This window comes from Selenomonas sp. FOBRC9 (genome assembly GCF_000287655.1).
Lineage (GTDB): Bacteria > Bacillota > Negativicutes > Selenomonadales > Selenomonadaceae > Centipeda > Centipeda artemidis.
The window spans coordinates 20026-33594 of record NZ_ALJR01000010.1 but is presented as its reverse complement, the minus strand read 5'-3'; the positions used below and the strand labels follow the sequence as shown (position 1 = coordinate 33594).

Genomic DNA, 13569 nt, shown 5'->3' with positions numbered 1-13569 from the left:
TCGATTTTTTAGGCTGTTAAGAACGCCAAGCCAATATTTGCTGCTCTCATTTTCTCCAATTTCAATGGTTAAGACTTCTTTTCGCCCGGCATCGTTAATCCCTACAACGACGTAGGCCGCAAGTTTGCTTACGATGCTGTCCTGACGCACGGAAAAATGGATGGCATCAATGAAAACGATCGGGTAAACGCTGACAAGGCAGCGGTTCTGCCATTCCTCAATGTGGGGCAGAATCTTATCGGTTACGTCGGATACAAATCCTTCCGATGCCTCAAAACCGTAGATGTCATTGATCGTTTCGGAAATCTGTCTCGTAGTCATTCCCTTGGCATACATGGATATGATTTTCTGATCAATCGCAGAGATATCCTTCTGCCGCTTTTTTACCACCTGTGGTTCAAAAGAAGACTGCCGGTCTTGGGGGACTTCAATCCGAACGCTCCCATAGCTGCTGTTTAATGTCTTGGATTTGTACCCATTGCGAGCGTTCTCATTGGCGGAGCGTTGGGATTTTTCGTAGCCTAAATGGCTGTCCATTTCCACCTCCATCATTTCCTTGATGGTTCCACCCAGCAGGTCTTTTAGTGCGTCTTGGATGTCGGATGTGCTCTCAATGTCATACTCTTGAAAGAGCTGCTGAATGATCGCTCTTTTCCCATCGGTCATTTTGACTTTGTGAACTTCTTTTTGTTGTTTTGCCATAAACAAAGACCTCCCATGATTTGATTTTACCATAGAAGTCCTTATTCCTTCGAGTCAGAAGTTTTTACAGAATTTCTTTCACACACTCTTGTGATGAATCAACTCTGTATTGATGAGCGGGTCGGACAGATGATCCGAAAATATTCTGCTCTATAAGAAACTTACACACTTTACTTGACATACCCGGTTCTGTTGGTTCGATTTCTTGTTGATAGGCGGAGATACTGTCTCGTATACATATAAGAACCTCCTTTTTTAATGATTCTCGATCCGTTTGAATCAGGCAGCCCATACCTGTCCAATATCCAATTTTTGTTTTATACTCTTTGAGTAAGGAAATTTCTCTATCCTTTTTATTTACATATATATGTACAGCGCCTCTCATATCAATCTTCCTTTCATTGATCACGGTTTTGTTCAGATAAACCTTGCTTTATAAATTCAAGCGAGTAAGAGTATCGTCATATTTGATTACAACGACCGGATTATACGAATCATTTTTTGCCGTTTCGACAACAGCTATGTATCTGTCTTTCTTTGCGCTTAGGGAATGTGTTCCGGTGATCGCCTTTATTTTTTTCACTTCCCATCCGGTGCTTAATAGATATGCTTCTATCTCACGGATAGAATCCTCACCCGATTGATTCGTTTCGAGGCATGTCGTGAGGGTTTGTGAAATCAACGCCCTGCTAGTGCTTCTAGGCTGTATTTCTCTGACTGTATATTTATCCAAAATCTCTATTCTATGTAATACCCGGAGCATCGCTTGTTCCCTTTCTTGTATTTCGTGTTGAAAAAAGGTGCCGTAATAGTTTATTATATTATACAATGATCCAAAGCATGGAGCAATTTAGAAATAAAAATCCGGCGACATGGAGATGCCCCGACGACGGTACTATTTCAGTATCGTTGTCGGGGCATTGTTGTAATTTACAAAGAGATTTTCGTCGGTTGGGAGGTGTCGAGGTCAGCCCAGCTCATACCCTGCGTCGTCGAGGACGGCGGCGTACTCGGTATCGGGGATGTCGCGCGCGGTCTTAAAGGTCGCCGTGCCCGCTTCGAGGTTCACGCTGACGTCCGAGATGCCCTCCATGCCGGAGAGCGCTTTCGTGACGTGCTTGACGCAGTTCGGGCAGGTCATGCCCTTGACGTTGATTGTTTTTTCCATGGTATTTCCTTCCTTTCCGGAGCTGCCGGCGGCAGTCTCCTCCATATCTTCACCCCGATCATCGGGGAGTGAAAGCTCCAAAATATTGACCTCCGCCGTGGGCGCATCCGTCGCAGCCTTCTCCTCGTGCGCGATGGCAAAAAAGCGCAGGCGCAGGGCGTTCAGCACGACGCAGACACTCGACAGGCTCATCGCCGCCGCGCCGATCATGGGCGAGAGCTTGATGCCAAACGCGGGATAGAGCACGCCCGCCGCGAGCGGGATGCCGATGATGTTGTAGAAAAACGCCCAGAAGAGATTTTCCTTGATATTGCGCATGACCGCACGGGAGAGACGCATTGCAGATACGGCATCCAGCAGGTCGCTGCGCACGAGCACGGCATCCGCGCTCTCGATGGCGACGTCCGTGCCCGCGCCGATGGCAATGCCGAGATCCGCCTGCACGAGGGCGGGCGCGTCGTTCACGCCGTCGCCGATCATGGCGACGCGGTGACCGTCCGCTTGCAGCCGCTCGACGTGGGCGCGCTTATCGCTCGGCAGGACACCCGCGATGACGGCCTCGATGCCGAGCCGCGCGGCGATCGTGCGTGCCGTGCGCTCATCGTCGCCCGTCAGCATGACGGGGGTCAGCCCCATGCGCTTCATCTGCGCGACGGCTGCCGCGCTCGACGGTTTTTCCGTGTCACGCACGCCGAGGAGCCCCGCGATACGCCGATTTCGAACGACGATGAGCGCGGTCTCGCCTCGGTCTGCCATCTCCTCCATCCGTGCACGGACTGCATCGGGGAGTGTGATCCCCATTTCATCGAGCAGGGCGGCGTTGCCCGCCGCACAGGACGCGCCGCCGACCGTGCCGCGCACGCCTTTGCCGAAGACCGCCTGAAAATCGGTGACGGGCGGGACGGTGAGACCGTGCTCCGCCGCATAGCCCGTGATGGCGGCGGCAATCGGATGCTCGCTCCCCGCTTCGAGCGCGGCGGTGAGCGCGATGAGGTCGTCTGACGTCATGCCCGCAGGCGCGATCGATACGAGCTGCGGGCGTCCCGCAGTGAGCGTGCCCGTCTTGTCCATGAGAACCGTGTCGATATGCCCCGCTGTTTCGAGCGCTTCGCCCGACTTGATGAGGATGCCGTGCGCCGCGCCGCGCCCCGTGCCGACCATGATGGCGACGGGCGTCGCGAGCCCGAGCGCGCACGGACAGGAGATGACGAGGATGGAGATGACGATGGAGAATGCAAACTCCGTGTCCGCGCCCATCATGAGCCACACGCCGCCCGCGATGAGGGCGATCGCGATGACCGCGGGGACGAACACCGCCGATACACGGTCGGCAAGGCGTGCGATCGGCGCCTTTGACCCGCTCGCTTCGTCCACGAGCCGGATGAGCCGGCGGATCGTCGTGTCCTCACCGACGCGCGTTGCGGCGAACCGGATTGTGCCCTCGACGTTCAGCGTGCCCGAGGTCACGGTGTCCCCTTCGGATTTCGGGACGGGCATGGATTCGCCCGTGACGGCGGATTCGTCGATGCTCGTTGCGCCCTCCGTGACCGTGCCGTCGACGGGGATGCGCGCGCCCGGACGGACGACGATGATGTCGCCGACCGTGAGCGACGTGACGGGGACGGTTTCTTCGACGCCGTTTCGTACGACCTGCGCCTCGGCGGGGGCGAGCTGCATGAGCGCGCGGAGTGCACCCGTCGTCTGCCCCTTGGCACGTGCTTCGAGATATTTTCCAACGGTGATGAGCGTGACGATCATGCCCGCGGATTCAAAGTAGAGGTTCGCGCTGTACGCTTCCACGAGCGCGAGATCGCCGTGTCCGAGTCCCCAGCTCATGCGGAACATCGCAAACACACCGAAGAGGGCGGACGCGATCGAGCCGATGGCGACGAGCGAGTCCATGTTCGGCGCGCCCATGAGGAGGTTGCGGAAACCGTGGACGTAGTAGGCGCGGTTGACGTACATGATCGGCAGGATCAGCACGAACTGCGCGAGCGCGAATGTCAGCGCGTTCTCCGCTCCGTGGAATACCGTGCCGAACCATGACGGGTACGGGATGCCGAGCGGCATGAACATGTGGTGCATCGCGATATACATCGTCGGCAGGAGGAAGATGATCGAGATGAGGAGACGCGCGCGCATCGCGCGGATCTCCTTTTCGGCGGTATCCTCCGCGGATGTCGCGGCGGGCGATGCGCTCTGCGCGCCGGGCGCGGACTTCACGCTCGCCCCATAGCCCGCGTGCTCGACGGCGGCGATGATCGCGGCGGGACTTGTGCGTCCTTCGTCGTAGGAAAGCGTCATCGTATTCGTCAGCAGGTTCACACTGACATCTGCCGTCCCCTCGACTTTCTTCGTCGCCCGCTCGACGCGTGCCGAGCAGGCGGAACAGGTCATGCCTGTGATGGTGAATGTTTCTTTTCGCATAATTTCATATATTTCCCTTCCAAAGTGTGACGCAGGATTTTGACTTACTGAATCTGCACCGCTTTGGCATCCGCCTTGCCAAAAAAGCGGGGCTTAAAAATGGCTGCGGCGGATGCCGACGCTGCACGAAACGATGCGGCACAACGCCGTGTTCCTTGCTCTGCATCGAAACTTCCACGTCACTTATGTTGCGGAGGTGCGCCGCTCCCCATTATGCAGCGCACATATATTGTAACTTGATGTTTTCCTATTATAACACACTTGGCAAGAGGGGAATGTGTTTTTACGCATGGCGGGTAAGAAGTCCCATTGACGTGAGTGTTACTATAAAAAAGAACATATATGTGTACGAACAGGAGGAAAAGATGTTTCAACGAATCGACCGCCCCGGCTTTTACTATGGCTTCCCGGTACTGCTCATGACGACGAAGGATCAAGAGACAGGGGAGGACGCCTTAACGCCGCTTTCCTCCTCGTGGGTGCTCGATCAAACAATTGTCATCGGAATCGGCGCGGGCAACAAGGGATTTTGCAACATAGAAGCGGGGGCGGATATGGTTTTTAACCTGCCGGGTGCGAATCTCTATGAGAACGTTAAGCGGATCGAACGCCTGACGGGGCTGCGCAAACTTTCTGAGGTGAAGAAAAATCTCGGCTATACCTACTGCGCGGATAAGTTCGGCGTCGGCGGATTTACGAAGCTGCCTGGGGAGACCGTCGCGGCTGTGCGCATTCCGGAATGCCCCTTTCACATTGAGGCGACCGTCGAATCCATCACGCGCAAGGACTGGTTCGCGATCGTCGTTTGTCACATTACGGCGATCTTTGCGGATGAAAAACTTTTAACGGCAGATGGGCGCATTGATACGGCACGCTGGCAGCCGCTCATCTATAAGCTCAAGGAGTATACGACGACGGGCGTGCGGCTCGAACTGAACTTTGGGTTCAGGGAATATTGAAACCGCGCGGTCATGAAAACGACAAAATAAAAAGACGGCAGACGTTTCATCTGTCGTCTTTTTAGTTTACAAAAATTCTACTCGATCAGCCCGATTTCCTGAAAACATTGGCCGAGTGTATCGTTAGAGGTGTCGGGCTCGAACCGTTTGCCCTCTTTCCAGTTCGCCGCGCCGGTCATATTGATGGCGAGCGCCGCGGCACTGCGGTCGATGTCGCTGCTGCCGGAGGTACAGATCGGAACGATGGTCTTGCCGGAAAAGTCGTAGCTCTCGACGAAACTGTCGATGATGCGCGGCTCCTGTCCCCACCAGATCGGATAGGCGAGCACGACGGTATCATATTGATCGAAATTCTCGATCTTATTTGCGATCTTCGGGCGGGCGGAGGGATCGTTCTGCTCGCGCGTTGCGCGTGAGGTCTTGTCGTTGTAGTTCAGATCCTCGCTCGTATACGGCTCTGCGGGCTGTATCTCAAAGATGTCGGCACCGAGGATATTTGCCGCGTTCTTTGCGAGCGTCTCGGTTCGTCCCGTACCGCTAAAATAGACAACGAGCGTTTTGCCCGAGGCTGTTTTCGGTGCGGCGGCGGTCTCCTGCTTTGGTGCAGTGTCCGTGTCGGCGTTCGTTCCGGCGGAAGAGCCGCAGCCGATCACCGCCAGCATCAGGAAGAGCGCCGTGATGATAGACAGCAGTTGTTTCATCGTTTATCCCTCCTTTTAAGGTTCTCCTAGGTTCAGAATACCGCGTTACGGATGCGGTGTCAATTCATTTCCTTTTCCCATGCGCGGATGATGCTGAAATCCAGCTTGTCCGCGGTGTCCTCGAGGAGCCGGATCTCCTCGGGCGTGAGCGAAATCGCGGCGGCTTTGACTGCATCCGCGACGTGATGCGGCTTCGTGATGCCGATGATGGGGAGCGTCCCCTTGCCGATCGCCCAAGCGACGGGGATCTGCGCGATGCCTACGTTGTACTTATCGGCGAGCAGCTTGAGCGACGCGTTTAATACCTCGATTTTGTCGAGGATGGGATTGTAGGTCGCTGCGCGCGCCGAGCCCTCGGGCATGGGGTGATGCGTGTCATACTGCCCCGAGAGTGAGCCCTGCTCGAGCACCATGTAGGAGAAGAAATGCACATCGTTCTCGCGGCAGTATGCGAGGATGCCAGAGTCCTCCGAGGAGCGGTTCAGCAGGCTGTAGTGGTTCTGCACGGCGCCGAGCTTCAGCCCGTGCTCACGCAGAATCCTGTCCGCCTCCTTGATCTCGTCGATGTTGTGATTCGATACGCCGATCATGGGAGGATTTTTCTTATCCTTGAGGAAAATCGCAAGATCGCGGATCCAGCGCGGCGCGTCGACAGGGTTGTGTACCCAGTAGATGTCCATGGTATCGATGCCGAGCAGTTTGCACTGCTGCTCCCACATGTCCTTCACGGGCGTATTTGATTCGTAGTTCATGCACTGCGGCGTGAGCTTATCCGAGACGATGTATTTCTCGCGCGGCAGCCCCTTGAGGAACGCGGCGAGCATCCGCTCCGATGTGCCCATGCCGTAGGCGTACGCCGTGTCCCAGAGGTTCAGTCCCGCGGCCATCGCGGCGTCGAAGACCGGGCGCAGCGATTCCTCCGTGTAGTTCGTGCCGAATGTGCCGTCGTTCCCCCATGCCCATGCACCGAGCGCGATCTTTGGCAGTTGTGTGGCCATTGTAAATGCCCCTTCCATACAATAGATATTATTTCCCTGTGTATGCGGTGATGCCGTCCGCAACCATCGCGGCGCGGAACTCGTGCACCTCATAGCGCGCCATGTTGTCCGCGTAGAACACGTCCCCGCGCAGGATCTCCTTGAGCGCTTCCCTGCTCTCCGCTTGCGCGATCATGATGCCCGCGCCCTCCATGTCGAGGTACGGACCTACGATGAGGAAGTCCCCGCGGTCAAAATGCGCATTGAACCATGCGCGGTGCGCCGTCATCAGTTCGTCGGCGCGCTCCGCCGGCAGTTTGTCCCTATCGATATACTCGCTGACAATATACATAGATCGTTCCCCTTTCCATTGATACATTTATATTCAGTATAATACCTAGAGCATAGTTCAGGTCAAGAAAATATTCGGAACAGGGGATTTTCGGCGTCTTTTTTGCGGTGTCGAGGGCTTGCATATCGCGCCCCGGTTTGATACAATCTATCTTGCTTGCGGTTGTAGCTCAGATGGATAGAGCATCTGCCTCCTAAGCAGAGGGTCGCGCGTTCGACTCGCGCCAATCGCACCATATACGCCAAAACAAAGGGCTGTGTACGCGCAGATTCGTACACAGCCCTTTTCTATTTCTTTCCAAATCCAAACAGCGATTTGAGTTTTGTGCCGATGCCGGAGGATAGTTCCTCTTTCTGCGGCGTATCCGCACCATCCTCCTCGGGGATGTCGTCATAAAGGTCGGAGTCATCCGCCGCACGGGGCGGAGCGTCATTATAGCTCTCCGTATTGTCGGCGCCGAGGTCAAAGCCCGCGCCGTAGTTCGGGGAGAATCCGGAGATGATCTCGATGCCGCAGTTCGGACACCTGCGCGCGGAGGAGGGGACGAATTTGTCACATTTGGGACAGAACATAGGAATCCCTCTTTCTCAGTCTCTCATCAGACGAACGACAGACACGATACTGACGATGCCGCAGACGAGTGTGAGCGCGGCGCAGGCGATCGTCCCGCTGCTCGGCTCGATACTGAGGAGCGAGAGGAGCTGCGTCGGATCGATCTCATCTGTGCCGGAAAGGGCGGCCTCTACGTTCAGACGATCCAGTTCACCGTAGAAATGCGCGACCGGCAGCACGATCACAGGCGTAGGCAAAAGCGCCGCATAGATGAACAGCGCTTCATAGGCGCTGCGTCCAAGGGTCTTCAGACGGCGCAGGACGAGCGGCAGCGCCGCGAGCGGATAGATGGAACTCAGAAGGAGGATGAAATAGTAATCGCTCCCGTATGGCAGTATACCTGCAGGCATCAATATGATGCACAGCGGATTGATGATGAGGTTGGATGCGAACATGAGGATGAAGTTCGCTGCAGCGCAGACAAGGAGAGCGGAAAAACGAAAATTGCGGTAATTGATCGTTCGGATCCGGCTCAGGAATGCCGTTCGTACACCCGGCAGGGGCTGCGTCGACGGGGGCGCGCCGTAGGCATTTTCCCCGGCATCTCCGCCGCCGAAGAAAAGCCATCCGTTCAGCGGAATGAGGATCAGCAGGAGGACGGCGCCGATCAGCGTCGAGCCAAGCAAAATGTAGGGAAGGGTATTTCCGCCGGTGGACCAGTGCATGAAGTCCGTCAGGAAACTTGTGAGCGGAATGCCCATCGCGTAGGCCTGACTGACGCCCCAGATCAGTATGTAGAACACGGGGATAAAGATGATCGTCAGGATGGCAAGGAAGGCGGGCAGGGCGTAGAGACCGCTGCGTCCCATATCGTGCAGACGGCGCACAACGGCAGAGACGCCGAGGAACGGCGTCGCGAGGAGCATCAGGAAGATCGCGGCACCGAGCGTTGTAACGGTCAGCCCCCAGAATGCCGGCGTTGCATCGCGGAAGAGAGATGCGGCGACGAGGTAGTTCAGCGGCAGGACAAGGCTGTCATAGAGGGCGAACAAAAGCCCCTGACCGCCGCAGATCGCGCCAAGCGTGAGTGCAAAGTCGCGGCGGGAGAGCCGACCCTTCATTGAGAAAAAGCGCAGATCGGAAAACGTGTGCAAAGGGGCATCCGGGAGCTCGGCAGCGGCAGCGGGCAGGGATGGCTCCGCATCGGCGGGCGGCGACGGCTGCGCATCTCCGGCATTTGCCGCAGCGGGCAGCGCGCGCGGATCGTCGCCGTAGGCGTTTGCGCCCGACTGTCCCTCCTTGAAGAGGAGATAAAAACCGAGCGCCACATTGACGAGCGGCACATAGAGGAAGAGGAGGTACCACCCCGACATGCCGACATCGTGCAGGCGGCGGACGGTGAGGGTCAAATGGGAGATAATGAGCGGTGTGCAGAGCAACATGAAAACGCCGATTCCGGTCATGAAGGAATGCAGAAATGCCGCGAATGCACCCTCCCCGGTATCGATCAGTGTCATACCGATATAAATGCTGAAGAAGATCAAAAGGAGCACGCCGAGGGCGGCGAGCACAACATTGCGCAAAAAGTACCGCTTTCGGTTCAGACGGCCGCCCGTGCGGAAAAAGTTCTCCTTGAGTCCTCTGTCCGGCATATGCATAGTGATTCCCCCGTTCCTGCGATCAGTTGAAATTCTGTTTCATTGTAGCACGAATCACAGGGGCAATCAAATAGAAGGAGATGAAGCTTTTCAGGATGTTTTCATCAAAGCCGTATGCACCGGCGATCCCTCTTGCACGATGTGATATGATAGAAGTACCGCTCGCTGCGTACGGCGCGGGCGGCATGATGAAAAAGGAGAGGGGCGCGTTTTATGGCGGAGAGATTTCGGGAGATACTGGCGGCGCGTGCGGCGGCGTTCGGCATGCCGCTGACGAATGCGCAGCTCGAGCAGTGTGTGCGCTACAACGAGCTGCTGCTCACGTGGAACGAACGCATGAACCTCACGGCACTGACTGCGCCCGAGGATGTGGCGGTGAAGCACATCGTGGACAGTCTATCGGCGTACGACGCGCCGCTCTTTGCGCGTGCAAAGTCGCTCATCGACGTCGGCACGGGCGCGGGACTGCCGGGCATTCCTCTTGCGATCTATGCGCCGGAGATCGAGGTGACATTGATGGATGCGCTGCAAAAGCGCGTCCGCTTCCTTACGGAGGTCATAGAACAGCTTGGTCTTAAAAATGTCGTCTGCGTCCACGCACGCGCGGAAGCGGCGGCGCGGATGCACACCTACCGCGCGCAGTATGACATCGCCGTCAGCCGCGCGGTGGCGCGGCTGCCTGTGCTCGCCGAATATGCGCTCCCCTTTGTCCGCGTCGGGGGGACGTTCCTCGCGCTGAAGGGGCGCGCGTACGCCGAGGAGATGGAGGAGGGGCGCGCGGCGGTGGAGATGCTCGGCGGCGGCGGGATCGCGGTGCGCCCCGTGACTCTGCCGGGACTTGACGATGTGCGCGCCGTGCTCGTCATCGAGAAATACCGCAGCACGCCGCGCGCCTATCCGCGCCGTGAGGGAACGCCGGAGAAGAGCCCCCTTCGTTCGTGTCCTTGAAATAATTCTAATGAAGGATTTATTTCCTTTTTGTCGAAATATGAAATACAGGTTGTATTTGCTGTGCGCATTTTCAAGGTCGGATTAAATCGACTTATATCTGAATACGTCGTGTTTTTGGCAATAGAACCGGGGAATAATCAGCAAGGGGATGAGGTAATGAACCGAGTCAAAGGATTTGCGGCGGGACTTTTCGCCGCACTCGTCTTTGCCCTGCCTGTGGGGGGCACGGCGGCATCGGCAGCGGGGGAAAGCGCCGATCCGGCCGCCCCGCCGCACCGGACGGCAGACGAGGTACAGACGGGCGCACTCAAGGCGCCCGCAGACGCGGCGGCACAGCGCGATGCCGAGCGCGCCGCACAAAAGGCTGCAAAGCAGGCGGTCAAGGAACAGAAGAAAGCGGAAAAGAAGGCGGCAAAGGCGGAGAAAAAGCGCGAGAAAAACGCGCGGTTCAAGCGCCTTTTTGTCGACAACGGCTTTACGTATTATCTCGATTCGAAAAACTCGCGGTGGATTCCGCGCCCGAACAGCGGCTCGGAGCGCATCATCGAGGCGTGGGTACGTCTGGTGGAGGATGCACAGAGCGATGCGGCGGATAACGATGCGCGCCCGCAGAAATACTTTCTCGAACATTACTATATCAGTCCGACCCGGCGCGAGATCATGTTCATCTCGGAGCTCGAGGTCACGGGACGCCCGGAGAACGCGATTCATGAGCGTCCGTACGACGCGGCGCATTGGGAACGCCTCGTCCCCGGATCGATTGAGGACGACCTCTTCGACGCCATTGTAGCGCGGATGAAGCAGGCACCGGGCGAGCGCCGCGGCGTGCTCAGCGGAACGAGCGGAATGAGCCTGCGCGACATGGTGGAGGAATACGCGCGCATCTCTCTCTGACGCGCCTGTGGGGGGAAAGAACCCGGAGGATTATATTTTGAAGGAAAAACCGTGTAATTACGACCGGTGCCAGGTCACGGGACTGCTGAATATGATGCAGTTCATGCGGCATGTTTCCGTTCGTATGCAGGAAGGCGGGGCGGGGAAACTCACCTTCCTGTATTTTGACATAGAAAATTTTAAGAGTTTCAACCAGCGCTACGGCTTCTCGCAGGGCAACCAATTCCTGCGCTACATGGCGGATCTCCTGCGCGAGACGTTCGAGGAGGATCTGCTCGCGCGCTTCAACGACGACCATTTCGCCGTCGCCACGGGGCGCGAGGACATCGCGGCGTGCATTCAGTACATCCACGAGCGCGTCCACGCGTATGAGCTGGGGCTTGCGATGGAGATCAAGGCGGGCATCTACCGCCCCTCCGAGGATGTGCGCGACATTGCGCTCATCATGGACCGTGCGAAGATTGCGTGCAACAGCATCAAAAAAACCTACGACCTCACGTGGGCGGAGTTTGACCCCACGATGGAGGAGAACATCAATTTCCGCAGCTACATCATCAGCTCGTTCCAGGAAGCGATGGCGCAGGGGCATATCGAGGTTTTCTATCAGCCTGAGATTCGCACGATGACGCGCGAAATCTGCGGGTTCGAAGCACTCGCACGCTGGCGCGACCCCATCCACGGCATGATCGCGCCGGGCACGTTCGTCCCCGTTCTCGAGGACGCGCACCTCTCGCCGCAGCTCGACCTTTATATCGTCGAGCAGGTGTGCAAGGACATTCTCCTCACGCGCAGCAACATCCCCGACTGGGAGCAGCTGCGCGTCTCGGTCAACATCTCGCGTGCAGATTTCCGCCTGCTCGACGTCGTGCAGGCAGTCGAGGATATCCGTATGCGCTACGGGATTGAGCGGACGATGCTCAACATTGAGGTCACGGAGGGCGTACTCAACGACGATGAGGAATTCCTCCAGTCCGAGATCGCGCGCTTCCGTGCCACGGGCTATGAGGTCTGGATGGACGATTTCGGCAGCGGCTACTCCTCGCTCAACAACATCAAAGACTATGTGTTCGACGTGCTCAAAATCGATATGGCGTTCCTGCGCTCCTTTGAGACCAATCCGAAGACACGCGTTGTCGTGCGCTCTATCGTCAACATGGCGAAGGAGATCGGGATGCACACCCTTGCCGAGGGCGTCGAGACGGAGGAGCAGTTCGAGTTCCTGCGCGAAATCGGCTGCGAAAAGGTGCAGGGCTTTCTCTTTAGTCCCCCCATCCCGATTGGAAAGATGGTTGCTTATTGTCAAAAAAGAGCGGTCGAGCCGTTTGACCTCGCGGACTATTATACGGAAATCGGGGCGATTAACGTCCTCTCGAGCGAACCTCTGGAGCGGCGCGGATCGCCCGAGATCGGCGATGCGCCTTCGCTTGCGCTGCTGGAGCGGCGGGACGGCGAGATCCGCTATCTCTACCAAAGCCGCATGTTTCGGCTGTTCCTTCATAATATCGAGCTGGATGAATGCTGTGCGCATACCCCGAACTACGAGCGGCGGCTCAAGCAGAACCACCGCATGATCGGGCATATGATGGAGGAAGCGGAGCGTACGGGACGAGAGGCGTACACGGACTTTATCACACGCAACTCGTTCAACAGCGTACGGCTGCGGCTCGTCACACAGTGCCCCGACAACTCCCGCGCAGTCTTTCTCATGGCGACCGTCAACATCTCGCGATTCAGTCCCGAGGCGGGTTCTATGCAGGAAGCGCTCAATCAGATCGTCGCGCTCTATGACCGCATCGATCTCTACGAACTCGGAACGCATCGTGTATCGACGCTCTACCGCGACGTCTATGAGCCGCGCTATGAGGAGACCTATGGGCATTTTGAAGATCTCGTCGCACGCTATGCCGACGAGATGATTATTCCGGAAGACAAAGCCGCATTCAAAAAATTCTACAGCGAGACGCATCTGCGCGGCATTCTCGAGCACAAAGAGCCAAGCGACCATACCGCCGTACTCTTCCACAAACGCATGCCGGACGGCGAGCGCTGTCTGCGGCTGCACTATCTGATCCCGTTCCACGTTGAGGGACACGACTATGTCATCTCGTGCATACAGACCATCGACGAGAAGGGCATCGGCGCCGCCCTTGCCTCTCTCGCATAGATATGATTGCTTCAAATAAAAAACCGTCACAGAGAACATCTGCGGCGGTTTTTGTGTGCTTCTC

The 13569-nt window shown here is 56.9% G+C and carries 12 protein-coding genes and 1 tRNA gene; 5 read left to right on the top strand and 8 right to left on the bottom strand.

The window, feature by feature from the left end; translation table 11 throughout:
* The 3 genes from HMPREF1147_RS02585 to HMPREF1147_RS02570 all read right to left on the bottom strand — a co-directional run.
* The coding region (locus HMPREF1147_RS02585) for an IS256 family transposase (RefSeq protein ID WP_037351037.1) at window positions 1-702 on the bottom strand (702 nt) is incomplete at its 3' end.
* A 64-nt stretch (window positions 703-766) separates the two neighbouring features.
* Entirely contained in the window at window positions 767-1087 is a 321-nt protein-coding gene (locus HMPREF1147_RS12235) for a hypothetical protein (RefSeq protein WP_232208037.1), read from the bottom strand.
* Window positions 1088-1669: 582 nt separating this feature from the next.
* The gene (locus HMPREF1147_RS02570) at window positions 1670-4297 is read right to left on the bottom strand and encodes a heavy metal translocating P-type ATPase (RefSeq protein ID WP_009657571.1); all 2628 of its coding nucleotides are present in this window, start codon (window positions 4295-4297) and stop codon (window positions 1670-1672) included.
* A gap of 365 nt (window positions 4298-4662) precedes the next feature.
* Between HMPREF1147_RS02570 and HMPREF1147_RS12230 the strand changes: the two genes are divergently transcribed.
* The gene (locus HMPREF1147_RS12230; RefSeq protein ID WP_009657580.1) at window positions 4663-5256 is read left to right on the top strand and encodes a sodium:proton antiporter; all 594 of its coding nucleotides are present in this window, start codon (window positions 4663-4665) and stop codon (window positions 5254-5256) included.
* A gap of 77 nt (window positions 5257-5333) precedes the next feature.
* Here the strand turns inward: HMPREF1147_RS12230 and HMPREF1147_RS02560 are convergent, their stop codons facing one another.
* The 3 genes from HMPREF1147_RS02560 to HMPREF1147_RS02550 are packed head-to-tail and all read right to left on the bottom strand — an operon-like array spanning window position 5334 to window position 7286.
* Window positions 5334-5957, bottom strand: coding sequence for a flavodoxin (locus HMPREF1147_RS02560; RefSeq protein WP_009657575.1), 624 nt, complete (start codon window positions 5955-5957; stop codon window positions 5334-5336).
* Window positions 5958-6016: 59 nt separating this feature from the next.
* Complete coding sequence (locus HMPREF1147_RS02555) at window positions 6017-6955, bottom strand: aldo/keto reductase (protein WP_009657566.1); 939 nt, start codon at window positions 6953-6955, stop codon at window positions 6017-6019.
* A 28-nt stretch (window positions 6956-6983) separates the two neighbouring features.
* The gene (locus HMPREF1147_RS02550) at window positions 6984-7286 is read right to left on the bottom strand and encodes a YciI family protein (protein WP_009657559.1); all 303 of its coding nucleotides are present in this window, start codon (window positions 7284-7286) and stop codon (window positions 6984-6986) included.
* A gap of 158 nt (window positions 7287-7444) precedes the next feature.
* Here HMPREF1147_RS02550 and HMPREF1147_RS02545 point away from each other — a divergent pair.
* Window positions 7445-7521, top strand: a tRNA-Arg gene (locus tag HMPREF1147_RS02545).
* Window positions 7522-7573: 52 nt separating this feature from the next.
* On the opposite strand, the gene HMPREF1147_RS02540 is transcribed toward HMPREF1147_RS02545, so the two are convergent.
* Window positions 7574-7858 carry a zinc ribbon domain-containing protein gene (locus HMPREF1147_RS02540; protein ID WP_009350177.1) on the bottom strand — a complete coding sequence of 95 codons (285 nt, stop codon included), beginning with the start codon at window positions 7856-7858 and terminating at the stop codon, window positions 7574-7576.
* A 15-nt stretch (window positions 7859-7873) separates the two neighbouring features.
* On the bottom strand, window positions 7874-9490 hold the full coding sequence (locus HMPREF1147_RS02535) for a DUF805 domain-containing protein (protein WP_232208036.1): 1617 nt from the start codon (window positions 9488-9490) through the stop codon (window positions 7874-7876).
* A 219-nt stretch (window positions 9491-9709) separates the two neighbouring features.
* Here HMPREF1147_RS02535 and rsmG point away from each other — a divergent pair, with 219 nt between their 5' ends.
* The 3 genes from rsmG to HMPREF1147_RS02520 are packed head-to-tail and all read left to right on the top strand — an operon-like array spanning window position 9710 to window position 13505.
* Window positions 9710-10444, top strand: coding sequence for a 16S rRNA (guanine(527)-N(7))-methyltransferase RsmG (gene rsmG, locus HMPREF1147_RS02530; protein ID WP_009657573.1), 735 nt, complete (start codon window positions 9710-9712; stop codon window positions 10442-10444).
* Window positions 10445-10474: 30 nt separating this feature from the next.
* Window positions 10475-11341, top strand: a complete 867-nt coding sequence (locus HMPREF1147_RS02525) for a hypothetical protein (protein ID WP_009350173.1) — start codon at window positions 10475-10477, stop codon at window positions 11339-11341.
* A gap of 37 nt (window positions 11342-11378) precedes the next feature.
* The gene (locus HMPREF1147_RS02520; RefSeq protein WP_037351052.1) at window positions 11379-13505 is read left to right on the top strand and encodes a bifunctional diguanylate cyclase/phosphodiesterase; all 2127 of its coding nucleotides are present in this window, start codon (window positions 11379-11381) and stop codon (window positions 13503-13505) included.
* The last annotated feature ends 64 nt before the right edge of the window (window positions 13506-13569 follow it).

Bases quoted from the DNA above. Each gene is read 5' to 3' on its own strand.
- HMPREF1147_RS02540 (WP_009350177.1), bottom strand. From the start codon at position 7,858: ATGTTCTGTCCCAAATGTGACAAATTCGTCCCCTCCTCCGCGCGCAGG.
- HMPREF1147_RS02535 (WP_232208036.1), bottom strand. From the start codon at position 9,490: ATGCCGGACAGAGGACTCAAGGAGAACTTTTTCCGCACGGGCGGCCGT.
- rsmG (WP_009657573.1), top strand. From the start codon at position 9,710: ATGGCGGAGAGATTTCGGGAGATACTGGCGGCGCGTGCGGCGGCGTTC.
- HMPREF1147_RS02560 (WP_009657575.1), bottom strand. From the start codon at position 5,957: ATGAAACAACTGCTGTCTATCATCACGGCGCTCTTCCTGATGCTGGCG.
- HMPREF1147_RS12230 (WP_009657580.1), top strand. From the start codon at position 4,663: ATGTTTCAACGAATCGACCGCCCCGGCTTTTACTATGGCTTCCCGGTA.
- HMPREF1147_RS02550 (WP_009657559.1), bottom strand. From the start codon at position 7,286: ATGTATATTGTCAGCGAGTATATCGATAGGGACAAACTGCCGGCGGAG.
- HMPREF1147_RS12235 (WP_232208037.1), bottom strand. From the start codon at position 1,087: ATGAGAGGCGCTGTACATATATATGTAAATAAAAAGGATAGAGAAATT.
- HMPREF1147_RS02555 (WP_009657566.1), bottom strand. From the start codon at position 6,955: ATGGCCACACAACTGCCAAAGATCGCGCTCGGTGCATGGGCATGGGGG.
- HMPREF1147_RS02570 (WP_009657571.1), bottom strand. From the start codon at position 4,297: ATGCGAAAAGAAACATTCACCATCACAGGCATGACCTGTTCCGCCTGC.